This is a genomic window from Allobosea massiliensis (assembly GCF_042655245.1).
Lineage (GTDB): Bacteria > Pseudomonadota > Alphaproteobacteria > Rhizobiales > Beijerinckiaceae > Allobosea > Allobosea massiliensis.
Genome location: NZ_JBHSLU010000068.1, coordinates 1 through 21367, shown reverse-complemented (window position 1 = coordinate 21367; position 21367 = coordinate 1). Strand labels below are relative to the sequence as shown.

Annotated in this window: 21 protein-coding genes; 7 read left to right on the top strand and 14 right to left on the bottom strand. The window is 69.3% G+C overall.

Features of this window, described 5'->3' with window-relative positions; genetic code table 11:
• Nucleotide 1: 1 nt before the first annotated feature.
• The 3 genes from ACFPN9_RS20605 to ACFPN9_RS20595 form a co-directional block, all read right to left on the bottom strand.
• Entirely contained in the window at nt 2-2791 is a 2790-nt protein-coding gene (locus ACFPN9_RS20605) for a molybdopterin-dependent oxidoreductase (protein ID WP_377817541.1), read from the bottom strand.
• Nucleotides 2788-3666: an FAD binding domain-containing protein gene (locus tag ACFPN9_RS20600; RefSeq protein WP_066722291.1), complete on the bottom strand. Its 879-nt coding sequence runs from the start codon at nt 3664-3666 to the stop codon at nt 2788-2790. Before ACFPN9_RS20600 ends, ACFPN9_RS20605 begins: the two co-directional genes overlap by 4 nt.
• 97 nt (nt 3667-3763) lie before the next feature.
• Nucleotides 3764-4258, bottom strand: a complete 495-nt coding sequence (locus ACFPN9_RS20595) for a MarR family winged helix-turn-helix transcriptional regulator (RefSeq protein WP_066722289.1) — start codon at nt 4256-4258, stop codon at nt 3764-3766.
• Nucleotides 4259-4415: 157 nt separating this feature from the next.
• Here ACFPN9_RS20595 and ACFPN9_RS20590 point away from each other — a divergent pair, with 157 nt between their 5' ends.
• The 4 genes from ACFPN9_RS20590 (at nt 4416) to ACFPN9_RS20575 (ending at nt 7637) form a co-directional block, all read left to right on the top strand.
• On the top strand, nt 4416-5606 hold the full coding sequence (locus ACFPN9_RS20590; RefSeq protein ID WP_066722288.1) for an amidohydrolase family protein: 1191 nt from the start codon (nt 4416-4418) through the stop codon (nt 5604-5606).
• A gap of 10 nt (nt 5607-5616) precedes the next feature.
• Nucleotides 5617-6204: an amino acid synthesis family protein gene (locus ACFPN9_RS20585; protein WP_066722286.1), complete on the top strand. Its 588-nt coding sequence runs from the start codon at nt 5617-5619 to the stop codon at nt 6202-6204.
• A 150-nt stretch (nt 6205-6354) separates the two neighbouring features.
• Complete coding sequence (locus ACFPN9_RS20580; RefSeq protein WP_066722280.1) at nt 6355-6939, top strand: amino acid synthesis family protein; 585 nt, start codon at nt 6355-6357, stop codon at nt 6937-6939.
• Between the two features lie 98 nt (nt 6940-7037).
• A complete protein-coding gene (locus tag ACFPN9_RS20575; RefSeq protein ID WP_066722279.1) occupies nt 7038-7637 on the top strand; it encodes a hypothetical protein in 600 nt (199 codons plus the stop codon).
• A gap of 35 nt (nt 7638-7672) precedes the next feature.
• Here the strand turns inward: ACFPN9_RS20575 and ACFPN9_RS20570 are convergent, their stop codons facing one another.
• From ACFPN9_RS20570 to ACFPN9_RS20525, 10 genes are all read right to left on the bottom strand, one after another.
• Nucleotides 7673-9094, bottom strand: coding sequence for a M20 family metallopeptidase (locus ACFPN9_RS20570; RefSeq protein WP_066722278.1), 1422 nt, complete (start codon nt 9092-9094; stop codon nt 7673-7675).
• Between the two features lie 117 nt (nt 9095-9211).
• A complete protein-coding gene (gene cueR / locus ACFPN9_RS20565; protein ID WP_066722276.1) occupies nt 9212-9616 on the bottom strand; it encodes a Cu(I)-responsive transcriptional regulator in 405 nt (134 codons plus the stop codon).
• Nucleotides 9613-10029, bottom strand: coding sequence for a winged helix-turn-helix domain-containing protein (locus ACFPN9_RS20560; RefSeq protein WP_066722348.1), 417 nt, complete (start codon nt 10027-10029; stop codon nt 9613-9615). Before ACFPN9_RS20560 ends, cueR begins: the two co-directional genes overlap by 4 nt.
• 76 nt (nt 10030-10105) lie before the next feature.
• Nucleotides 10106-11200: a molybdenum ABC transporter ATP-binding protein gene (modC, locus tag ACFPN9_RS20555; protein ID WP_066722274.1), complete on the bottom strand. Its 1095-nt coding sequence runs from the start codon at nt 11198-11200 to the stop codon at nt 10106-10108.
• Nucleotides 11197-11895, bottom strand: coding sequence for a molybdate ABC transporter permease subunit (modB, locus tag ACFPN9_RS20550; RefSeq protein WP_066722273.1), 699 nt, complete (start codon nt 11893-11895; stop codon nt 11197-11199). The genes modC and modB overlap by 4 nt, the downstream gene beginning before the upstream one ends.
• Nucleotides 11892-12674, bottom strand: a complete 783-nt coding sequence (gene modA, locus ACFPN9_RS20545; RefSeq protein ID WP_245282348.1) for a molybdate ABC transporter substrate-binding protein — start codon at nt 12672-12674, stop codon at nt 11892-11894. The genes modB and modA overlap by 4 nt, the downstream gene beginning before the upstream one ends.
• 140 nt (nt 12675-12814) lie before the next feature.
• Nucleotides 12815-13333 (bottom strand): cupin domain-containing protein, encoded by a 519-nt coding sequence (locus ACFPN9_RS20540; protein ID WP_066722269.1) that lies wholly within the window; start codon nt 13331-13333, stop codon nt 12815-12817.
• A gap of 60 nt (nt 13334-13393) precedes the next feature.
• Complete coding sequence (locus tag ACFPN9_RS20535; protein ID WP_245282349.1) at nt 13394-14938, bottom strand: MFS transporter; 1545 nt, start codon at nt 14936-14938, stop codon at nt 13394-13396.
• A gap of 187 nt (nt 14939-15125) precedes the next feature.
• Nucleotides 15126-15983 (bottom strand): 3-mercaptopyruvate sulfurtransferase, encoded by an 858-nt coding sequence (gene sseA, locus ACFPN9_RS20530; RefSeq protein ID WP_066725696.1) that lies wholly within the window; start codon nt 15981-15983, stop codon nt 15126-15128.
• Nucleotides 15984-16032: 49 nt separating this feature from the next.
• Nucleotides 16033-16749, bottom strand: coding sequence for an alanyl-tRNA editing protein (locus tag ACFPN9_RS20525; protein ID WP_066725699.1), 717 nt, complete (start codon nt 16747-16749; stop codon nt 16033-16035).
• Between the two features lie 162 nt (nt 16750-16911).
• On the opposite strand from ACFPN9_RS20525, the gene ACFPN9_RS20520 reads away from it, so the two are divergent.
• On the top strand, nt 16912-17715 hold the full coding sequence (locus ACFPN9_RS20520) for an SDR family NAD(P)-dependent oxidoreductase (RefSeq protein WP_066734595.1): 804 nt from the start codon (nt 16912-16914) through the stop codon (nt 17713-17715).
• Between the two features lie 3 nt (nt 17716-17718).
• On the opposite strand, the gene ACFPN9_RS20515 is transcribed toward ACFPN9_RS20520, so the two are convergent.
• Nucleotides 17719-19179, bottom strand: coding sequence for a cryptochrome/photolyase family protein (locus ACFPN9_RS20515; protein WP_066725705.1), 1461 nt, complete (start codon nt 19177-19179; stop codon nt 17719-17721).
• A 357-nt stretch (nt 19180-19536) separates the two neighbouring features.
• Here ACFPN9_RS20515 and ACFPN9_RS20510 point away from each other — a divergent pair, with 357 nt between their 5' ends.
• Both ACFPN9_RS20510 and ACFPN9_RS20505 read left to right on the top strand, forming a co-directional pair.
• Nucleotides 19537-20808: a tyrosine-type recombinase/integrase gene (locus tag ACFPN9_RS20510; protein WP_377817540.1), complete on the top strand. Its 1272-nt coding sequence runs from the start codon at nt 19537-19539 to the stop codon at nt 20806-20808.
• Nucleotides 20805-21359 (top strand): hypothetical protein, encoded by a 555-nt coding sequence (locus tag ACFPN9_RS20505; protein ID WP_377817539.1) that lies wholly within the window; start codon nt 20805-20807, stop codon nt 21357-21359. Before ACFPN9_RS20510 ends, ACFPN9_RS20505 begins: the two co-directional genes overlap by 4 nt.
• Nucleotides 21360-21367 lie beyond the last annotated feature (8 nt).

Here is a 21367-nt window from a genome sequence, read left to right as displayed (position 1 = left end):
TTCACGAGCGACCCTCCTTGGCGCGCAGCAACTCCCAGAGCCGGTGCGGCAGCACGGGCACCTGGCGCGGGGTGACGCCGGTGGCATGGCGGATCGCGCCGAGGATCGCGGGCGCGGTCGGCACCAGCGCCGGTTCGCCGATGCCCTTGGCACCGGAGGGGCCGAGCGGCTCGGGATCCTCGACCAGGATGATGTCGATCGGCGGCACGTCGCCGGCGGTCGGGATCAGGTAGTCGTGCAGGTTTTCGGTGCGGCCGGGGAGGTATTCCTCCATCAGCGCCAGCCCGATGCCCTGGGCGATGCCGCCATGGATCTGGCCCTCGACCAGCATCGGGTTGATCGCACGGCCGACGTCATGGGCGGCGACGATGCGGTTCAGCCTGATCGTGCCGAGATCGAGATCGACATCGAGCGAGGCGATCTGCGCCGCGAAGCCATAGGTGGCGTAAGGCACGCCCTGGCCCATCGCGTCGAGCGGGACGGTCGGCGGGTCGAAGGAGCCGATCCCCTCCAGCACCGTGCCGTCCGGCTGCGCGGGCAGGGCGGCGAGGTCGATCCGGGCGACGACGCCGTTTTCCGCGACCGTGACGGTCGTGCCTTCCAAGGCGAGCCGCGCCGAGGGACCGGCATTGGTCAGGCGCAGGATCTCGGCGCGCAGCGCGGCGGCGGCCGCCTCGGCGGCGCGGCCGGAGACGAAGGTCTGGCGCGAGGCGGAGGTCTTGCCGGCGTCGAAGGTGAGCGGCGTGTCGCCGAGAACGAGGTCAAAGCGCTCGACCGGCAGCCCGAGCGCATCCGCAGCGATCTGGGTCAGGACGGTCGTCGAGCCCTGGCCGATGTCGACGGCGCCGTTCCAGAAGGTCACGCGGCCGTCCTGCGACAGCGTCACCCGCATGGTCGAGGGGTTCGACATGCCGGTGTTGCCGATGCCGTACCACATGCAGCCGATGCCGACGCCGCGGCGGGTGCGACCCTCGCTTGCATTGAAGGCGGCCGCGTCCGCCAGCAACCGCTGCCAGTGCGGCTTCAGCGCCTCCAGGCATTCGGCCAGCCCGGCGCTGGCTTCGAGACGCTGGCCCGACGGCGTCGTGTCACCGGCGCGGATCGCATTGATCAGGCGGAATTCGAGGCGGTCGAGGCCGGCGGCCGTGGCGAGATCGTCGAACAGGCTTTCCTGGGCGAGCGCCGCCTGCGGCACGCCGAAGCCGCGGAAGGCGCCCGAGGGCGGGCCGTTGGTGTAAATCGCCCGCGAGAGATTGCGGACATGGGGCACCCTGTAGGGCCCCGTCGCATGCACCGGCACGCGGCCGGCGACCGTCGGCCCCCAGGAAGCATAGGCGCCGGTGTCGAAATCGCCCTCCATCGCATAGGCGACGAGCCGACCTTGCGCATCGCAGGCGGCCTTCGCCCGGATCGAGGACGGATGGCGCTTGGTCGACGAGATCATCGATTCGATGCGCGAGAAGACGCAGCGCACCGGCCGGTCCAGAACCCAGGCCGCGACCGCCAGCATCGGCTGCAGCGAGACGTCGAGCTTGCCGCCGAAGCCGCCGCCGCAGGCCGAGGGCAGGATGCGGACGCTCTCCAGCGGCAGACCGAGCACGCGGGCGACCTCGTCGCGGTCCATATAGGGCGCCTGTGTGCAGGCGAAGATCTCGATCGTATCACCGATGCGTTTTGCATAGCCGGCTTCGGGTTCGATATAGGCGTGCTCGACGAAGCCGGTCTCGAAAGCGCCATGAGCGACATGGGTGGCCTGGGCGAAGCCCGCCTCGACATCGCCGCGCTCGACGCGGCCGCGCGTCAGCACATTGTCGGGCACGAAGTCGTGCAGGGTGAAGGCGCCCTCGGCCAGCGCCGCGGCGCTGCCGACCATCGCCGGCAGCGGCTCCCAGGAGATCGGCATGTCGTCGATGCTCAGCGCCTCGACCGCCTCCTTCTCGCCGACCACGGCCAGCACGCATTCGCCGCGATAGCGCGTCTCTCCGGTTGAGAAGACGGGCTGGTCCTTGAGATGCGGATAGATGCCAAAGGAGTTCTCGCCCGGCACGTCCTGCGCGGTGAAGACCCGCACCAGCCCCGGCCGCGCGGCGACGAAGGCCTCGATATCGCCCAGCGTGAAGCCCGCGCGCGGATGCGGGCAGCGGATCGCGCGCAGCCAGAGCGCATCGTCGGGCGCGGTGTCGGCGCCGTAGCGTTCGGTGCCGGCGACCTTGGGGGCGCCGTCGAGACGGGCGAGGCGGCTGCCGATCGAAGGACCTTCGACCTCTGTGACGATCGTCCCGCCGCCCATGAAGCGATGGGCGTCGCGCACCGCCTCGACGATCTTGAGATAGCCGGTGCAGCGGCAAAGCACGCCGCCGAGCGCGTCCAGCGTCTCGCGCTCGCCGGGCTGCGGGTTGCGCCGGAGCAGATCATAGGCGGCCATCAGCATGCCTGGCGTGCAGATGCCGCACTGGGCCGCGCCATGCAGCTGGAAGGCCTGCTGGAGCGCGGCGCCGATCGCCGTCTCCGCCAGCCCCTCGACCGTGAGCACGTCGCGGCCGGCGATCTGGCCGACCGGCACGAGGCAGGCACAAGCCTGCGCCTCGTCGATCAGGACGGTGCAGGCGCCGCAATCGCCGGCGTCGCAGCCGACCTTCGTCCCGGTGGCGCCGAGGCTGGCGCGCAGAACCTCGCTGAGGCGGCTGTCGGGCGCGTCGCCCAGCGCGACATCGGTGCCATTGAGCCGGAAGGCGATGGCGTCCGCGGCATGAGCGGTGGCGGCGAGAGCCGAGCGGTCATGGATGTTCACGCGGCCACCTCCATCGATCCCTCGGCGAGCTGAGCGAGCGCCCGGCGCACCAGCACGATCGCCGCATCGCGGCGATAGGCGGCGCTGGCGCGGACATCGTCGATGGGCGCCAGCGCGGCGAGGTCTTCGGGCTCGACGAGGGCGGCGAGATCGCCGGCCGGCTGCCCGATGAGCCGGGCCTCCAGCGTGCCCAGACGCTGCGGCGCCGCCGAACAGGCGCCGACGGCGATGCGCGCGGCTGTGACCTGGCCCGTATCGTCGGTCGCGATGACCGCGGCGACCGATGCGATCGAGATGACGAGATAGGCCCGCGCGCCGAGCTTGAGGAAGGCCGAGCGGGCGTCAGTCGACTGGGCTGGAATTTGGATCGCGACCAGGATCTCGTCGGGCGCCAGCGCGGTGCGGCGGTTGCCCAGCACAAAAGCGGAGAGCGGCAGGCGGCGCCGGCCGCGCCGGCTCGCCAGTTCGACCTCGGCGTCGAGTGCCAGTAGCGGCGGCACGCCGTCAGCGGCAGGCGAGGCGTTGCAGAGATTGCCGCCTATCGTGCCGCGATTCTGGATCTGCACGCCGCCGACCTGCCGGCTGGCGTGTTTCAGCGCGTCGAAGGCGGGCGGGAGCGCCGCCTCGGCGATGGCGCTCCAGGTCGTGCCCGCGCCGATGCGGGTTCCCGTGGCGCCATGCTGAATGCCTGAGAGCTCCGGGACCGCGCCGAGATCGAGCATGTCGCGGTCGAAGGGCTGAAACCAGGCGCTCCTGTGGGTGCGGACCGGGTAGACATCCGTGCCGCCGGCCAGAGGCGTCAGCGGTGTCCCGCCCGCCTGCGCCCGGAGCGCCAGCGCCTCGTCCAGCGTGGTCGGCCGCAGATAGCGCGCCATGGCCAGCTCCCCTCGAATGTGACGATCCGGAACCCTCGTTGATTATTGTTAGTATACAAACAAGGTGGCGCAAGCGGATTTTGCGGGCAGGCGCTGCTCAATCGAGACGCGCGAGCAGCGCGAGCAGACGCTCCGCCTCCTCGCGGGAGAGCGGCGAGAGGGTGGCGGCCGTGATGGCGCGCGCCTTCTCGGTCAAAGCGGGCATCGCCTCCAGCCCGGCCGTCGTCAGGCGGACGCGGACGCGGCGCTGGTCGTCCGGGTCCGGCCGGCGCTCGACCAGCCCGCGCTCGGCCAGGCGCGCGATCACGCCCTTGATGGTCGCAGGGTCCATCGCGGTCATGCGCCCGAGCTGATTCTGGGAGATTTCCTCGCCCGCGCCCAGCTTGGCCATGGCGGCGAACTGGGTCGGTGTCGGGCCGTCCTCGCCCATGATGCGCTGGAAGATCGCGATGTGGCGCTGCTGCGCGCGCCGCATCAGGAAGCCGACCTGCTCCTCGAGCACATAGGGCTCGGCCGGCTTGCGGCCCCGCCGGGCGGGGTCGGCAGGCGGCTCGTCATCGAGCTCGGCGACAGGGGATTCGGTGCGCGTCATGGCCGTATCCTAGCCTCCTCGGCGGCGTGCCTCCGGGCGCAAGCCGGCGGCCTCGCGAGGGCCTTGCCAGCGGCGGCGGGCCTCTCCATGATTGTTATTACACATTCAATCGCCGCCTGTCCCGTAGGGTGCCGGCGGGAGGGCTGCGGAGATCCAGATGGCTCACGACGTCGCGGCGGGAACGCCCAAGGGCAAGCTGGTCATCCGCAACATCGGCCTGCTGCTCTCGGGCGATCTGAACAAGCCGATCCTCGATGCCGACACGATCGTCGTCGTCGACGGGCGCATCGCGGCGATCGGCCGGGCCTCCGATCTCGATGGCTCCAGCGCCGACAGCGTGATCGACGCGAAAGGCTCGGGCCTGTCGCCGGGGCTGATCGATTCCCATTGCCATCCCGTGTTCGGCGACTGGACGCCGCGCCAGAACCAGCTCGGCTGGATCGAGATGGGCGTGAATGGCGGCGTCACCACGCTGGTTTCGGCCGGCGAGGTGCATCTCCCGGGCCGGCCGAAGGATGCGATCGGCGTCAAGGCCCTGGCCGTCACCGCGCAACGCTGCTTCCAGAATTTCCGGCCCGCCGGCGCCAAGGTGATCGCGGGGGCGCCGGTGGCCGAGCTCGATTTCGGCCGCGAGGTCTTCGAGGAGCTGAAGGCGCTCGGCATCCGCCATATCGGCGAGATCGGGCTCGGCACCGTCGCCAAAGGGCCCGACGCCAAGCGCGTCGCCGACTGGTGCCGCGAGATCGGGCTGGAATCGATCATGCACACCGGTGGCCCCTCGATCGCGGGCTCGCATTTCGTCAACAAGGACGACGTGCTGGAAGCCCAGCCCGACGTCGTCAGCCACATCAATGGCGGGCCGACCTCGATCGCCCATGGCGACATCCGCATCCTCTGCGAGAAGGCGAAGGGCGCGCTCGAGGTCGTCCATAACGGTAACGAGAAATCGGCACTGGTCGCGTTAGAGGCCGCACGCGAGGCCGGGCGGCTGGCGGATGTGCTGATCGGGACCGATGCGCCCGCGGGCTCCGGCGTCCAGCCCAATGGCGTGCTGCGGATGATCACGCTGTTGTCGAGCCTCGGCGGGCTGCCGGCCGAGCAGGCTTTCTGCCTCGCCACCGGCAATGTTGCGCGCCGGCGCTCGCTCGATGCGGGGCTGATCGCAGTCGGCTATCCGGCCGATTTCGTCTTCCTCGACAAGCCGCAGCATTCGTCCGGTAAGGATCTGCTGGAGGCGGTGTCGCTCGGCGATATTCCCGGCATCGGCATGGTGGTGATCGACGGGCTGGTGCGGACCGGACGCTCGCGCTCGACGCCGCCCTCGCACAGCGCCCCGGCCGTGGTTTGAAAGGCGTCCCATGAGCGTGCTCGTCGAGATCCGCTGCATCCAGACCACCGTGGAGGAGATCTTCCACGAATTCGGGCCGCTGCCGGGTCGGACCGAGCGCATTGCCTCCGTCTGCGCCGTGCTGACCAACCCCTATGCCGGCCGCTACGAGCCCGACATCCTGCCGATGATGGAGGCGCTCAAGCCCGCGGGGCTGGAGATGGCGACGCGTTGCCTCAACGCGCTCGGCGGCGATCCCGCGACCGTCGAGGGCTATGGCAAGGGCGCCGTCGTCGGCTCGGCCGGCGAACTCGAGCATGGCGCGCTCTGGCATGTCCCGGGCGGCTACGCGATGCGCGAGATCCTGGGCAACGCCAAGGCGATCGTCCCCTCGACCAAGAAGGTCGCCGGACCGGGGGCGCGGATCGACATTCCCGTCACCCATATCAACGCGTGCTATGTGCGCAGCCATTTCGGCGCGGTGGAGATCGGCGTGCCGGGCTCGCCCCAGGCCGACGAGATGGTTCTCATCCTCGTCATGACCACGGGTGCGCGCATCCATGAGCGCGTCGGCGGCCTGCGCGCCGACCAGATCAGCGTCTGGGACGGGCAGCGGTGATGCAAGAGCGCGGGAAGCTCTCCGTCATGCTCGGCCTCGTGCCGAGCATCCACGCCTCGAGCCCCGATCTCGCCAGATGAAGACGTGGATGGTCGGGACAAGCCCGACCATGACGCGGAAACCTCGATAGAAGACCGCCCGGAGCCCCTCATGCCCGCGACCATCCGCAAGATCCTGACCCAGGTCGACGAAACCCTGATTGAGGGGGGCCGATCCGTCTCGCCGCCGACGCGGCGCGCCGTCTCGGTCGCGGTGATCGCCAACCCGTTTGCGGGCGGCTACCGGGACGATCTCGGGGAGCTGACAGAGATCGGCGTCGAGCTCGGCGATCTCCTGACGAAGCGCTGCCTTGCGGCACTCGGGATCGAGCCCAGCCAGGCCGAGAGCTTCGGCAAGGCGGCGATCGTCGGCGAGGGCGGCGAGCTGGAGCATGCGGCGGCGATCCTGCATCCAAAGCTGGGCACTCCGGTGCGCGCCGCGCTCGGCAAGGGCCCGGCGCTGATCCCTTCCGCCAAGAAGCGCGGCGGGCTCGGCACGCCCATCGACGTGCCGCTCGGCCACAAGGATGCAGCCTTCGTCCGCTCGCATTTCGATGCCGTCGAGGTGCGGGTGACGGATGCCCCGCGCGCCGGCGAAATCCTGGTCGCGATCGCGGTCACCGATTCAGGCCGGCCGCTGCCGCGCATCGGCGGGCTGACCAAGGACCAGATCAAGGGCGAGGACGGGCTGCGCTGAGCGCAGGGGCTGCCTGCAAATCGCAGCGCGAGGAAACCGCATCGCCCGGTGGCGCGACCATAGCGCGGAGCAAGATCGCTCCGCCGGATGGAGCCGCCATGACCTTCACCCTTACACGCTTCCAGCAGGGGCAATTTCTCGACGCGAGCGACCCCGAAACGCGCGGCGGGGTTTGCGTCGCCCTCTGTGATCTCTGGCTGCAGTCGCTGTTCCAGGCGCCCGGCGCGGCGCCGCGGCTACGCCTGCAGGCGCTCGCCGTCGATTTCAGCCGTGCGGAAGCCCATCAGCGCCGCTACGGACGGCTGCGCAATGCCCTCGGCCGCGAGGATGCGCGGCGGCACATGGGCGCGCGCGTCGGCGTCGATTACGAGGAACAGACCTTCGTCGACATGAAGCTGCATGTCGGACGCCAGGGGCTGCTGCGGAAGGTCACCGATGATCTGCGCGAGCCCGGGGCTGCCGCGACCTGGTCGATGCGGTTCTCGGGAGGCGGCGGCCATGCCATCGCCGGCATCAACCGGATCGAGAAGCGTCCCTACGGGCTCGACTGCCGGATCCACATCTTCGATCCGAACATCGGCGAGTATGCCGGCGATTACGGCAGCGCCGGTGCCATCATCCAGAATCTGGTCCGGCGCATCCCGCTCTACGCCACGACGGCAATCTTTCATCGCACGGCGGCGACTGGGACGCGATAGGGCGGACCGACACTGATCCGCCCCTCTTGTCCGTCTCAGCCGCCGAGCGACATGGTCAGCGGCGGCTTGACCTCGGGCGGCAGCGGCGAGGTGTAGCCCTCGGCGCCCAAGCGCTTCTTGTGATCGGCCTTGGCGGCGGCCAGCAGCGCGGGGTCGAGCAGGACGGCGGCGCCGGTCGCGGCCATCGCCTTGGCGACATGGACCATCGCCTTGTGGGCGGCCGGCGTCTTGCCCTGGGCGACGACCTGCCAGGTGTGGAAAGGCGTGCCGATCGCCACCGTCGGCGCATGGGCCTGCACGGTCGGCACCGCCCAGCTGACATCGCCGATATCGGTCGAGCCGATCGCGGGGTTGCGCTGGGCGTCGAGCGGGACGAGGAAATCGGCCAGCGGGGCGCCGGTGTCCTCCATGCCGATCGTGCGCCAGATCGAGGCGATCTCCTGCGGCTGCAGCGTCTTGCGGATTTCCTGGGCGAAGGCGCGGTCGGCGTCGTCGAAATGCGGCGGGCCGAGTTCTTCCATCACGCCATGCATCGCCTGCTCGAGCGGGGTGTTGCCGAGCAGGTCGGAGACGGCGCTGACGATGCGCATCTCCATCTTGGTTTCGGTCATCAGCGCCGCGCCTTCGGCGATCTTCTTCACGCGCTGGACGAGTTCGAGCATGCCGCGCAGGTCCCGCGCGCGGATCGAGTAGCGCACCCGGGCATGGGCCTGCACGACATTGGGGGCGATGCCGCCGGTGTCGAGCAGCGCGTAGTGGACGCGGGCGTCGCTGGGCATGTGCTCGCGCATGTAGTTGACGCCGACATTCATCAGCTCGACGGCATCGAGCGCGCTGCGACCGAGATGGGGGGCGGCGGCGGCATGCGCCGTGCGGCCGGTGAAGACGAAATCGGCGCGAGTGTTGGCGAGTGCCAGCGGCGGCGCCACCTCCCACCAGCTCGACGGGTGCCAGGAGATCGCGACATCGGCATCGTCGAAAGCGCCGGCACGGACCATGAAGGCCTTGGCGGCGCCGCCTTCCTCGGCCGGGCAGCCATAATAGCGAACGCGGCCGGGCAGCTTGTTCTCGGCGAGCCAGTTCTTCATCGCCACGGCGGCGAGCAGTGCGGCGGAGCCCAGAAGGTTGTGGCCGCAGCCATGGCCGTGGCCGCCAACCTCGACGGGTGAATGGCTGGCGACGCCGGCTTCCTGCGACAGGCCGGGCAGGGCGTCGTACTCGCCCATGAAGGCGATCACGGGCCCGCCTTCGCCGGCCTCGCCGATCACGGAGGTCGGGATGTCGGCGATGCCCTTGGTGACGCGGAAGCCCTGATGCTCCAGCTCGGCGGCGTGCTCGGCGCTGGAGCGCGTCTCGGTGTAGCAGACCTCGGGCATGCCCCAGACCCTGTCGCTGAGGGCGATCAGCCGCTCCTTGTTGGCATCGACGTGGCGCCAGAGATCGTTTCGGTTGTCCATGATGGTCCTGCCTTAGTCAGGCCGGCATATGACCAATCGAGCCCGCTCCCGTCCAGCCGGCAGACGCATGGCCGAGGCGAGCCAGGGGCCATTTCATGCATGGCGGACAGGCTGGGCTCAGCAGCAGGCGGCGGGCGGCGCGGCGAGATCGCTGAGGATCGGGCAGTCGGGCCGGCCATCGCCATGGCAGGTTTCGGCGAGATGGCGCAGTGTCTCGGCCATGGCCCGGAGCTCCGCAGCCTTGGCCTCGAGATCGCGGACATGGTCCATGGCGAGCCGCTTCACATCGGCGCTGGCGCGGCTCTTGTCGCGCCAGAGGGCGAGCAGGGCGCGCGTCTCGTCGAGCGAGAAGCCGAGATGGCGGGCGCGGCGGATGAAGCGCAGCGTGTGCAGATCGTCCCGGCCATAGACGCGGTACTGCGCCTGGGTGCGCTGCGGCGCCTCGATCAGGCCGATGCTCTCGTAATAGCGGATCATCTTGGCGCTGACGCCCGATTGCCGCGCCGCCTCGCCGATGTTCATGGCGTCGTCTCCTGCGCTTCCGCCGGCTGCGGCTTGGCCGGGCGTGGTGTCGGATCGATCGCGCCACGCAGCGCCTCGATCGGCGCGGCCGCCGCCTCCAGCACCATGCGCTCGACCGCCCGGTAATGCGACAGGACCTCGTGCCCGAGCGGTGTCAGCCTTGCGCCGCCGCCCTGGGCGCCGCCGGGCTGGGCCTCGACCAGCGGCTGGCGGAACATGCGGTTGAGATCGTCGACGAGCAGCCAGGCCCGGCGATAGGACATGGTCATGGCGCGGCCCGCCGCCGAGATCGAGCCCGTGCGGCCGATGGCCTCGAGCAGATCGGCCTTGCCGGGGCCGAGCCGGCCACCGGGCGTGAAATCGAGCCGCAGGCCGAGCTTCAATGCGGGGCGGGTTGCGGGCGGCTGGGGCATGGTGGAGTTCTCGGGCATGGTTCCGATGATAGGCATGGGAGGCCGAATGCCCAAGGCGACCATCGGCCAAAGCCCTTCAGGGCGTTTCGATGGAAACGCTCTTCACGATCGCCACGACCGGGCTGCCGAGGCCGAGCCCGAGCGTGACGAGCGATTTGCGGGTCAGCCGCGCCGCCAGCCTTTCGCCGCCGCAGTCGATTCCCAGATCGACGGTTCCGGAGCCGTCGCCTCCGCTAGGGGCGATCTCCGCCACCGTGCCGTGAAGCTGGTTGAGCGCGCTGATCCCGGCGACCGGAGCGAGCGCGATCATGACGTCGCCGGCGAGGATGCGGACCCGGATCGCCTTGCCGGGGCGCAACCCCGTTCGCGCGACCTCGATCGCGCCGGCGCGTGTCTCGATCCGCGTCAACCCGAAGGCGGGATCGACCGTGCCGACAAAGCCCTCGATCAGCGAACTCGGCTCGGGCGATCCCGGCCGGAGCGCGAGATCGAGACGCGACAGGATCGTGGCAGCGGGTCCGCAGGCCGTGACCCTGCCGGCCTCGATGATTGCGACCGTCGTCGCCAGCCGCGCGACCTCGGCCAGCGCATGCGAGACATAGACGATGGGGATACCGGCCTCGTCGCGCAGGCGCTCGATATAGGGGAGGATCTCGGCCTTGCGCGCCTCGTCGAGCGAGGCAAGGGGCTCGTCCATCAGCAGCAGGCGGGGGCGCGCCAGCAGCGCCCGGCCGATCGCCACCCGCTGCCTCTCGCCGCCCGAGAGGTCGCCCGGCCGGCGCGCCAGCAGATGGCCGATGCCGAGCAGGTCCAGAACCGCCGCGAGATCAGTGCGATCGGCTTTCCCGCGCGGCGCGAACCAGCGTCCGAAGAGCAGATTGCGGCGCACGCTGAGATGCGGGAACAGCCGCGCCTCCTGGAAGACATAGCCGATCCGGCGGCGATGCGGCGGCACGAAGACGCCGCCCGCCCGGTCGAACAGTGCCTCGCCGTCGTGCCGGACATGGCCGGCTTCGGGACGGATGAGCCCCGCGATCACGTTGACGAGCGAGGTCTTGCCGGAGCCGGAGGGGCCGTAGAGTGCGGTCAGGCCGCCCTGAGAGCGCAGGGTCGCGTCGAGCGTGAAGGCCCCGAGCCGGTGCTGGACGACGATGTCGAGCCCGGTCGTCATGCGGCGCCGACCCGCCGTGAGGCCAGCCGTGCCAGCGCCTCGGAGGCAAACAGCGTCGACACCGAGATCGCGATCGAGATCAGCGTCAGCCGCGTCGCGCCGGCCTCGCCGCCGGGCACCTGGGTGAAGGTGTAGATCGCCGAGGGCAGTGTCTGGGTCTCGCCGGGGATGTTCGAGACGAAGGTGATGGTGGCGCCGAACTCGCCCATCGCCTTGGCGAAGCAGAGGATCATCCCCGCGAGGATGCCGGGCAGGCAGAGCGGCAGCGTCACGGTCGCGAACACCCAGGCCGGGTTCGCGCCGAGCGTGCCGGCAGCGTCTTCCAGCTTGCGGTCGACCGCCTCGATCGAGAGCCGGATCGCCCGCACCATCAATGGGAAGCCCATCACGGCCGCGGCCAGCACGGCGCCCGTCCAGCGGAAGGAGAGCACGATTCCGAACCAGTCATGCAGAACCTGTCCGACCGGTCCGCGTCTGCCGAACCAGATCAGAAGCAGATAGCCGGTGACGACCGGCGGCAGGATCAGCGGCAGATGCACGGCTGCATCGAGGATCGACTTGCCCCAGAAGCGGCCGCGCGCCAGCAGCCACGCCACCGCGATCCCAAAAGGCAGGCTCGCGAGCATGGCTGTGCTGGCGACGAGGAGGCTGAGCCGGACCGCCGCCCATTCTTCCGGGGACAGCCAGTCGGTCACGTCGCGTTGGCGGCCTTGTTCAGAACGGTGAAGCCCTGTTTCTCGAAGGCGGCTTTCGGACCCGCGCCGCGCAGATAGGCGAGGAATGCGACCGCGTCGGGATGGGTCGAATCCCTGGTTACGGCGACGGGATAGAGGATCGGCGGGTGCGAATCCGGCGGGAAAGTCGCCAGCACCTTCACCTTCGGATCGGCGGCTGCGTCGGTGGTGTAGACGATGCCGAGCGGCGCCTCGCCGCGCGAGACCAGCAGCAGCGCCGCCCGCACATTGTCGGCCTGGGCGAGCTTGTCCTTGACGCCATCCCAGGCGCCGAGCTTCTCCAGCGCCGCCTTGCCGTATTTTCCGGCGGGCACGGAGTCGACATTCGCCATGGCCAGGCGGCCCTGGCCGACAACGGCGGCGAGATCGAGGCCCGGCCCCTTGGCGATGGTGGCGGTCGAATCCGAGGGGGCGATCAGGGCGATGCGGTTGGCCAGCAGGGTGACGCGGGTGTCGGGCCGGATCAGGCCCTTCCCGGCGGCATGATCCATCCAGTCGAGATCGGCCGAGAGGAAGAGATCGGCCGGGGCGCCGGCTTCGAGTTGCTTCGCCAATGCGCTGCTCGCGGCATAGGACATCTTCGGTGCCGGCTTGCCGGTCTCGCGGGCCCAGCCGGCGGCGGCCTCGTCGAGCGCGTTTTTCAGACTGGCGGCGGCGAAGATCACGAGTTCCTTCGGCTGGGCGAGCGCCTGGCTGCTGCCCGATGCGAGGCCAAAGGCCGCAGCCAGGGCCATTGCCATAAGAGCGCGCCGCCTGAGCATCCGAGGGTCCTCCGCAACATGGCGCTGTGTTTCGCCGTATACAGCGATGGTCGCAGAGGGCGGCGTGGCGAGTCAAGGCGCGTGCGTCTGGATGGCGATGGTTGAGGTTGTAGTGCGCGTCAGCCCGGCGGATGCTTGTGGATCGGGTCGACCCAGTAGACCGATTCCGGCGCCTCGACCGGGTCGACATCGGTGATGTTGACCACCACCGCCTCGTTGTCCGAGCGGACCAGCACGCATTCGAGCGGGTTGTCGGGATCGGCGTTGATCTCCTGGTGCGGCACGAAGGGCGGCACGTAGATGAAGTCGCCCGGGCCGGCCTCGGCGACGAATTCGAGCCGCTCACCCCAGCGCATCCGCGCCTTGCCGCGGACCACATAGATCACGCTCTCCAGCTCGCCATGATGGTGCACGCCGGTCTTGGCATTGGGCTGGATCGAGACCGTGCCCGCCCAGATCTTCTGCGCGCCGACGCGGGCATGGTTGATCGCCGCCTGCCGGAACATGCCAGGCGTCTGGGCGGTGTTGGGATCGAGCCTGTCGCCGCTGATGACGCGCACGCCATCATGCTTCCAGCGCGGCTCGCCGCCATGCTCATGGTCGTGCGGGTGATCGTGCGGGTGGTCGTGATCGCTCATCGGTCGGCTCCTCTGGCGCCAGGGTAGGGCAGGCGGGGCGCGAGGGAAACCGCGCGGCGCTCAGCCGTGGTGCGAAGCGGCCGTCGCGTTGCGCAGCAGGACGAGGGCGGTCATCGCGGTGACGACGAGCCCGACCATCGCGACCAACGCCGAGAGCTGCATGCCGGCGACGAAGGCCATCCTCGCCGCCGCGAGAAGACTCGATGCGAGATCGGGCGGCAGCCGCGCCGCCTCCGCGACGGCGCCGCCGAGCGTGGCCGCGGCGCTGCGGGCGGCGTCGGGGGCCATACCGCTTGGCTGGGTCAGCGCCATCTGGCTGCGATAGACGGCGGTGACGATGCTGCCGAGGATGGCGATGCCGACGGCGCCGCCGAATTCCAGGCTGGTTTCGGAGATCGCCGCGGCCGAGCCGGCGCGCTCGGGCGGGGCGCTGCCGACGACGAGTTCCGTCGTCAGAGCGACGACCGGGGTGAAGCCGAGCGAGAAGATCACCGAGGCGACGACGACGAGGCTGACGCTCGAGCCCGTGTCGATGCGCGAGAGCAGGGCGAAGCCGAGCGCCGCCATGATCAGCCCGACCGCCATGATCTGGGCCGGACGGAAGCGGTGGGCCAGGACGGGCACGATCGGCGTGCCCAGGATGAAGGCCAGCGCGGAGGGCAGGCTCCAGAGCCCGGCCTCGAGGGGGGTGAAGCCCCTGACCAGCTGGAAGTATTGGCCGATGAAGAGGAAGCTGCCGAACAGGAACAGGAAGCCGAGCACATTGATCGCCAGCGCCGCGCTGATGATCGGATTGCGGAACAGCCGCAGGTCGAGGAAGGGATCGGAGAGGCGGCGCTGCCGGCGCAGGAAAACACCGCCGATGACGAGGCCGGCGATGATCGCGGCGGCGGCCCGCCAGGCGATCCCATGCTCGGCCAGATGCTTGATGCCGTAGATCACCGCCAGAACCGCCGCGAGCGAGAGCGCCGCGCTGGCGAGATCGACCCGGCCGGCGTTCGGGTCCTTGAACTCCGGCAGCAGAAAGGGGCCGAGCACCAGCAGCAGGATCATCACCGGCACGCCAACGAGGAAGACCGAGCCCCACCAGTAATGCTCCAGCAGGAGCCCGCCGACGAGCGGGCCGATCGCGCCGCCGGCCGAGAAGCTGGCGATCCAGATGCCGATCGCGAAGCTGCGCTCCTTGGGATCGAGGAACATGTTGCGGATCAGCGACAGCGTCGAGGGCGCCAGCGTCGCGCCGGCGATGCCGAGCAAAGCGCGGGTCGCGATCAGCATCTCGGCGCTGGTCGAGAAGGCGGCGAGGACCGAGGCCAGACCGAAGGCGGCAGCGCCGATCAGAAGCAGCTTGCGCCGCCCGATCCTGTCGCCGAGCGTACCCATTGTGATCAGCGAGCCCGCGACCATGAAGCCGTAGATGTCGACGATCCAGAGCAGTTGCGCCGCGCTCGGCTTGAGATCGACGCTGAGCTGCGGGATGGCGAGGTTCAGGACGGTGAGGTCCATCGAATAGAGCAGGCAGGGCAGGGCGATCACGGCCAGCCCCAGCCAGTCCCGGCGCGTCGCCTTGGGCGCGGTTGCCGTCATCTCGGGGCCGGGTGTCATCGTCGCTGTCCGTGCTGCTGTCCGCGACGGTCGCAGCCGCCTCTCGGTTGGTATGGGCGAAGAGCCTTATGACGGGCACCACGACCCGCCTGTGACAGCAGACGGTGTCGCCAGCTGTTCAGGATGGTTACCTTGTCGGTTTAGTATTCTCTGCCGGCGCCGGTCAATGACGCGGCGCCTCCGTGTTCTAACCGCGCTTGGCCGGCCCCGTCGCGATCGGGCGGTCGCTCGCGCCCCATTCGGCCCAGGAGCCGTCATAGAGGGCGCGGGCCGGCTTGCCGATCGTCTCCAGCGCCGTGGACAGGATCGCCGCCGAGACGCCCGAGCCGCAGCTCGTGATCAGCGGCCGGTCGAGATCGACGCCCGCCTCGGCAAAGGCGGCGGCGATGGCCTCCGGCGACCGGAGCTGCCCGTTCTCGACGATGGCCGGGAAGGGCAGGTTGAGCGAGCCGGGCATGTGGCCGGAGCGGACGCCGGCGCGCGGCTCCGGCGCCTCGCCGCGGAAGCGGTCGCCCGGCCGGGCATCGACCACCTGCGCAGTTCCCTCCGTCAGCGCCCGGGCGATGTCGCCGGCATCGGCGACGGCGGAATGGTCGAGACGGGCGGTGAAGCTGCGCGCGGCGCGGCTGCGCGGCGGGCCCAGCTCGATCGGGCGATTCTCGGCCTGCCATTTAGGGAAGCCGCCTTCAAGAATGACCACGTCCTTGGCGCCGAAGGTCCGAAACGTCCAGCGGACGCGCGGCGCCGAGAACAGGCCAAGCCCGTCATAGACGACGATGCGCATGCCATCGCCGATGCCCATGGCGCCGACGGCGGCGGCGAAGGCTTCCGGGCGTGGCAGCATGTGCGGTAGGTCGGAGCCGGTGTCCTTGACCGCGTCGATGTCGAAGCGCACCGCGCCGGGAATGCGCCGCTCGGCATAGTCCGCATGCGGATCGCGGGCATGGACCGGCAGATACCAGGAGCCGTCGACGACCACGATGTCGGGCGCGTCGAGGCGCTCGGCGAGCCAGTCGGTCGAGACGAAAACGGTGTCGCTGGCCATCTCTGCGTTTCCCTGAATTCGGTTTCTGGCTTTGGGGGCGCGCCTGCCCTCAGGCGAGCGCGATCCGGACGCGGCGGTTCTGCTTGCCCTTCTTCTCGATATCCGTGACCGCGACAAGGCCGATCTCGGCGGTGTTGCGGACATGGGTGCCGCCGCAGGGCTGGAGATCGATGTCACCGATCGCGACTAGCCGGATGCGTCCCGAGCCGCGAGGCGGCTGGACCGACATCGTCTTGACGAGGCCGGGATTGGCGTCGAGCTCGGCATCGGTGATCCAGCGCTCCGTCACGGCGGCGTTGCGCGCCACCAGCGCGTTCAGCTTTTCGGCGATCTCGACCTTGTCGAGTCCGCCCTCGGGAATATCGAAGTCGAGGCGCCCGTCGCCGTCGCCGATCGCGCCGCCGGTGACGGGGAAGGGCAGGACGACGCTGAGCAGATGCAGCGCGGTGTGGATGCGCATGCGCTTGAGGCGGCGCTCCCAGTCGAGCACGGCGGTCACCGCTTCGCCCGGCTGCGGCGCGGGCTGGCCGTCCAGCGGCACATGCAGGATGCGGCTGCGGTCCTGCGGACCATAGACCGCGCTGCCGATCGTGATGGTCGAGCCGTCGGCCCGGCGCAGCAGCCCGGCATCGCCGGGCTGGCCGCCGCCGGTGGCGTAGAAGACCGTCCGGTCCAGTTCAATACCGCCGCGCTCATTGATCGCCAGCACGGTGGCGGGAGTCTCGGCGAGATAGGCGTCGTCGCGGAAGAGCAGGGCGGTGGTCATGGTCGGGCAACTCGTGGCAGGGCCGGCGCGGGGCCGGTCGGGCAGGGCAGCGGAGATTGCACCGGACGTGGCCGCGACGCCACCTCGGCTTGTGCCGGGACTTCCGTCACGCCGCGGCTCCGCCTAGATAGGCCATCCGTGCCATCCGTGAGGGTCCGATCGATGCAGCGCCAGTCCCCGCAGCGGATGCGGCCCGGCGACGGCGTCGCCTGGATCACCGGAGCCAGTTCCGGCATCGGTGAGGCCGTCGCGCTCGAACTCGCGCGACAGGGCTGGACCGTCGCGATTACCGCTCGACGCCTCGAATTGCTGGAGGACATCGCGCGCCGCGCTGAGGGCTTGCCCGGCCGCATCCTCGCCCATGCCGGCGACATCACCGACGCCGATTCGATGAAGGCCGTCATCGAAGGGGTCGAGAGCGTGCAGGGGCCGATCGCGCTCGCCTTCCTCAATGCCGGCATCGCGCCGGATTCGGACGGAGTCCTCGACATGGAGGCGTTCGAGCGAATCATCGCGGTCAATCTCGTCGGTGTCGCACGCGGGCTCTCGGTGCTTCTGGAGCGGATGAGCGCGCGCGGCCGCGGGCAGATCGCCGTCAACGCCTCCGTCGCCGGCTATGGCGGGCTGCCGGGCGCCTCCGCCTATGGCGTCTCAAAGGCGGCCGTCATCCATCTCTGCGAGACGCTGAGATTCGACTGCGACCGAGCCGGCATCACGCTCCAGCTCGTCAATCCGGGTTGGGTGGCAACGCCGATGACGCGCCCCAAGGCGGTGCCGATGCCCTTCATCATGCCGCCCGAGGCGGCGGCGCGGCGGATCGTCGAAGGCTTGGCCTCGAGCGGCTTCGAGATCACCTTCCCGCGCCGGCTGTCCTGGCCGATGAAGCTGCTGAATTTGTTGCCTTATCCGGCCTATTTCTGGCTGCTGCGGCAGGCGTCACGTCGCGGCGGCGCCCGGCCGCTTTGAGCGTCAGCCCTTGGTGGCGGCCAGCGCCGCCAGCGCCCGCTGGCGGCCGGCATCGAGATCGACGATCGGGCGCGGATAGGTCACGCCCAGTTCGATCTCCGCGCGGCGCAGGATGGCGGTGGAGGCCTTCCAGGGTTCGTGGATCTCGGCATCGCCAAGCGCCGCGATCTCAGGGATCCAGCGGCGGACATAAGCGCCGCGGGGATCAAATTTCAGCCCCTGCGTCACGGGGTTGAAGATCCGGTAATAGGGCGCGGCGTCGGCACCGGAGCCCGCGACCCACTGCCAGCTCGCGGCGTTGTTGGCGGGGTCGGCATCGACCAGCGTGTCCCAGAACCAGGCCTCGCCCTCGCGCCAGTCGATCAGCAGATGCTTGATCAGGAAGGAGGCGACGATCATCCGGACGCGGTTGTGCATCCAGCCGGTGGTCCAGAGCTCGCGCAGCCCCGCATCGACGATCGGATAGCCGGTGCGCCCGCGCCGCCAGGCCTCCAGTGCGGCATCGTCATGGCGCCAGGGGAAGGCATCGAAGCGCGGATTGTAGTTGCGGGTCGCGAGATCAGGATTGTGGAAGAGGAGATGGTAGGAAAACTCCCGCCAGCCGATCTCGGAGAGGAATTTCTCGGCATCGGATTCGGGAGCAGCTGCCGCCCCGCTTTCGACGGCGCTGTGGGTCGCATGCCAGACCTGGCGGGGGCCGATCTCGCCGAAGCGCAGATGCGGCGACAGACGTGAGGTCGACGCCAGATCGGGCCGGTTGCGGTCTTCGCCATAACCGGCGAGCGGCCCCGCCAGAAAATGTTCGAGCGCGGCGGCGGCGCCAGCCTCGCCCGGCGTCCACGCCTCGCGCAGGCCGCCCGCCCAGTCGGGCGCATGGGGCTCCAAGGCAAGATCCTCGCGGGTGACGGCGAGCGCGGTCAATCCGGCGGGCAGGGCCGGTGTGGCGATTCGGACGGGTGCGGGCAGGGGCGCCGGCGGCTCGCCGCGAGCGCGGGCGGCGCGCCAATAGGGGGTGAACACCTTCATGGGGTCGCCGGTCTTGGTGGTGACCTGCCAGGGCTCATTCAGCAGCGCCGCGTTGAAGCTTGAGACCTGCCGGCCGCCGTTTTGAAGTTCGCTCTTGATGCGGGCGTCGAGCGCGACCGAGTCGCCGTCATAGCGGCGGCTCCAGGTGACGAGAGCGGCGCCGATCATCTCCGCCACTTTCGGCAGGAGAGTTTCCGGGTCGCCTCGCAGCAGGAGCAGGGCGCCGTCCCTGCGCTCCAGCTCGCTGGAGAGTGCGGCGAGCGAGCGCGACAGCCACCACCGGCTGGCGCCGCCGAGCGGCCGCCGCTCCGGTCGCTCGTCGAGGATATACAGGCACAGCGTCGGTCCCGCAGCCACGGCCGCCGCCAGCGCCGGGTTGTCGGCGAGGCGCAGATCGTCGCGGAACCAGTGGATCGAGGGTGAAGGCGAGAGGGACATCAGCGCAGAGGTAACGCGAGGTTACCTGCCGCGCCAGCCGGTCGGCTGTGGCAGGACGAAGCAGGCCAGGCGTCGCAAGCCCCGATTTCCTCAGCAAAGCAAAAAGGCCCGGGCGGCGACGCCCGAGCCTTTCGAAATCGCTGGCTCCCGGAGCAGGATTCGAACCTGCGACCAATCGATTAACAGGCAGTTGCAGCGCCGGACGCAGACGAACGATCACAAACTGATCCACAGGATAAACGACGCAATATCAGTGCGTTATCTTCAGTTTGAGATTGTCTCCGTTTTTCTCAGTTGCTCTTTATCGCTTGCAGGCGTACCTAAACGGGGCATTTTAGGTACGGAAATAGGTACGCCATGCCTCGAGTCAGACTGACTGATCGCTTCGTCGCTGGGGTGAAGCCGACGGCCGCGCAGACCGACTATTTCGACGACGTGACGCCGGGCCTGTTCCTTCGCGTGTCGGCCAAGCGGAAGGCCTGGGGTCTGCTGTTCACGCGCCCCGGCGATGGCAAGCGAGCCCGGACGACGTTCGGCACATACCCCGAAAAGTCGCTCAGTGATGCGAGAGCGCGCGCGATTCTCCTGAAGGACGGCGTGTCCGACGGTGTCGATGCTCGGCAGGCTGTTCAGCAGATCAAGGCCGGCCCCAAAGCTGAGACGACCGTCGAGGATCTGACGACCGCGTTCATCACCGACAGGCGCCGGCGTGATCGTCGCACGGTCGACGACATGGAGCGGGTGATGAAGGCGGACGTCGTGCCGGTGATCGGGACAGTCGCTCTTTCGCACCTCCATCGTCGGGATCTGGTCAAGGTGACCGATGCAGTGCTGAACCGCGGCGCCAAGACGCAGGCGAACCGCGTCGCTGCTTTGTTGAAGGCGATGACTGCTTGGGGGCTCGACAACGGGTACCTCGAAAGCGATCCCGGCCACCGGTGGAAGCCACCGTCTGAGGCCAAGGCGCCGCGCGAGCGGGCCCTGACGTCCGGCGAGATCGCGACCCTCTGGCGCGCGCTGGAAAAGGCTGATGCCTCGAGGTGGACGATCGAGGCGCTACGCCTCTGCCTGATCACCGGGGCTCGCCAGGGCGAGGTCGCCGGCATGATGCGCAGCGAGCTCGACCTTGACGAGCGGCTGTGGCGGATCCCCGCGGAGCGGTCGAAGAACAAGCGAGAGCATGTCGTACCGCTTTCGAACTTGGCCTTGTCGGTGATTGAGCCCGTCCTGAAGGCCCACAAGCTGCCGGCGCTATTCCCGGGGCCGAGGGGCACGCCTCTTACGAATAGCGGCGTTGCCCGGGCGGTCCAGCGCTCGCAAAAGGCGATCGGCCTGGCGAAGTGGACTGCACACGATCTGCGGCGCACCGCAGCCACGCAAATGGCTGAACTGGGCGTATCACCCTTCGACATCGGGCTGGTGCTCAACCACGTGAGCACGACGAAGGCGAGCATCACCACCAGCGTTTATGCACGGTACGACTATGCCAAGGAAAAGCGGGCGGCTCTCGACCTATGGGCCGAACGGCTCTCGGCCATAATCGCCGGCGGCTCGGCCGAGGTGCTGCCGCTGAACAAGTCCAAGAAGCGGTACGGCATATCACGCGGCAAGAAGGCTGCGGCGGCATGACCAATGTGCATCACCGGCCAGGCCAGGGACCAGATGCGGATCTCGAGGAGAGCCTTCAGCAGCGCGTCGAGCGGGAAGCGGGCATCACGTTCTCGGCGGTGGAATGGAGCTTCTTGCGATTGGCCGCCAGTAGGGCTTCTGACGAGTTCCACAGCGGTCCGGTCGACGTCGAGAGCCGTCGCCGGATCGACAGACTGCACAAACGAGCCCACCTATTCGCCGCGTCTCTCGACGAAGTGAGGCCGATGCTGAGCCGAGCGCTCGGCGAAAAAGGGCAGTGGCTGTGCGATAACGAGCTTGCAGCAGAGATGGATGAGGCTGCCTCTGATCAGATGAGAGGCTGGATCGGCGACTGCGATATCGAGTTCTTCCGGCGTCTCGCCGAGCAAGCGCGATTCCTTGAGCGATGCGCGCGGCAGGCTGTCGCTACCAGTCCGAAAGCAGAGCCGGGCGCCGGAAGAGGTCGTGTCCCTGCTGGTGGTGTAGCTTCGCAGAGCCACCGCGTGCCGGCTTTGGTCGGGCTGGTCAGGCGGCCACGGCTGGCAGGCTGACGATGGGA

Bases quoted from the DNA above. Each gene is read 5' to 3' on its own strand.
- ACFPN9_RS20600 (WP_066722291.1), bottom strand. From the start codon at position 3,666: ATGGCGCGCTATCTGCGGCCGACCACGCTGGACGAGGCGCTGGCGCTC.
- ACFPN9_RS20595 (WP_066722289.1), bottom strand. From the start codon at position 4,258: ATGACGCGCACCGAATCCCCTGTCGCCGAGCTCGATGACGAGCCGCCT.
- ACFPN9_RS20590 (WP_066722288.1), top strand. From the start codon at position 4,416: ATGGCTCACGACGTCGCGGCGGGAACGCCCAAGGGCAAGCTGGTCATC.
- ACFPN9_RS20585 (WP_066722286.1), top strand. From the start codon at position 5,617: ATGAGCGTGCTCGTCGAGATCCGCTGCATCCAGACCACCGTGGAGGAG.
- ACFPN9_RS20580 (WP_066722280.1), top strand. From the start codon at position 6,355: ATGCCCGCGACCATCCGCAAGATCCTGACCCAGGTCGACGAAACCCTG.
- ACFPN9_RS20575 (WP_066722279.1), top strand. From the start codon at position 7,038: ATGACCTTCACCCTTACACGCTTCCAGCAGGGGCAATTTCTCGACGCG.
- ACFPN9_RS20570 (WP_066722278.1), bottom strand. From the start codon at position 9,094: ATGGACAACCGAAACGATCTCTGGCGCCACGTCGATGCCAACAAGGAG.
- cueR (WP_066722276.1), bottom strand. From the start codon at position 9,616: ATGAACATCGGCGAGGCGGCGCGGCAATCGGGCGTCAGCGCCAAGATG.
- ACFPN9_RS20560 (WP_066722348.1), bottom strand. From the start codon at position 10,029: ATGCCCCAGCCGCCCGCAACCCGCCCCGCATTGAAGCTCGGCCTGCGG.
- modC (WP_066722274.1), bottom strand. From the start codon at position 11,200: ATGACGACCGGGCTCGACATCGTCGTCCAGCACCGGCTCGGGGCCTTC.
- modA (WP_245282348.1), bottom strand. From the start codon at position 12,674: ATGGCAATGGCCCTGGCTGCGGCCTTTGGCCTCGCATCGGGCAGCAGC.
- ACFPN9_RS20540 (WP_066722269.1), bottom strand. From the start codon at position 13,333: ATGAGCGATCACGACCACCCGCACGATCACCCGCACGACCATGAGCAT.
- ACFPN9_RS20535 (WP_245282349.1), bottom strand. From the start codon at position 14,938: ATGACACCCGGCCCCGAGATGACGGCAACCGCGCCCAAGGCGACGCGC.
- sseA (WP_066725696.1), bottom strand. From the start codon at position 15,983: ATGGCCAGCGACACCGTTTTCGTCTCGACCGACTGGCTCGCCGAGCGC.
- ACFPN9_RS20525 (WP_066725699.1), bottom strand. From the start codon at position 16,749: ATGACCACCGCCCTGCTCTTCCGCGACGACGCCTATCTCGCCGAGACT.
- ACFPN9_RS20520 (WP_066734595.1), top strand. From the start codon at position 16,912: ATGCAGCGCCAGTCCCCGCAGCGGATGCGGCCCGGCGACGGCGTCGCC.
- ACFPN9_RS20515 (WP_066725705.1), bottom strand. From the start codon at position 19,179: ATGTCCCTCTCGCCTTCACCCTCGATCCACTGGTTCCGCGACGATCTG.
- ACFPN9_RS20510 (WP_377817540.1), top strand. From the start codon at position 19,537: ATGCCTCGAGTCAGACTGACTGATCGCTTCGTCGCTGGGGTGAAGCCG.
- ACFPN9_RS20505 (WP_377817539.1), top strand. From the start codon at position 20,805: ATGACCAATGTGCATCACCGGCCAGGCCAGGGACCAGATGCGGATCTC.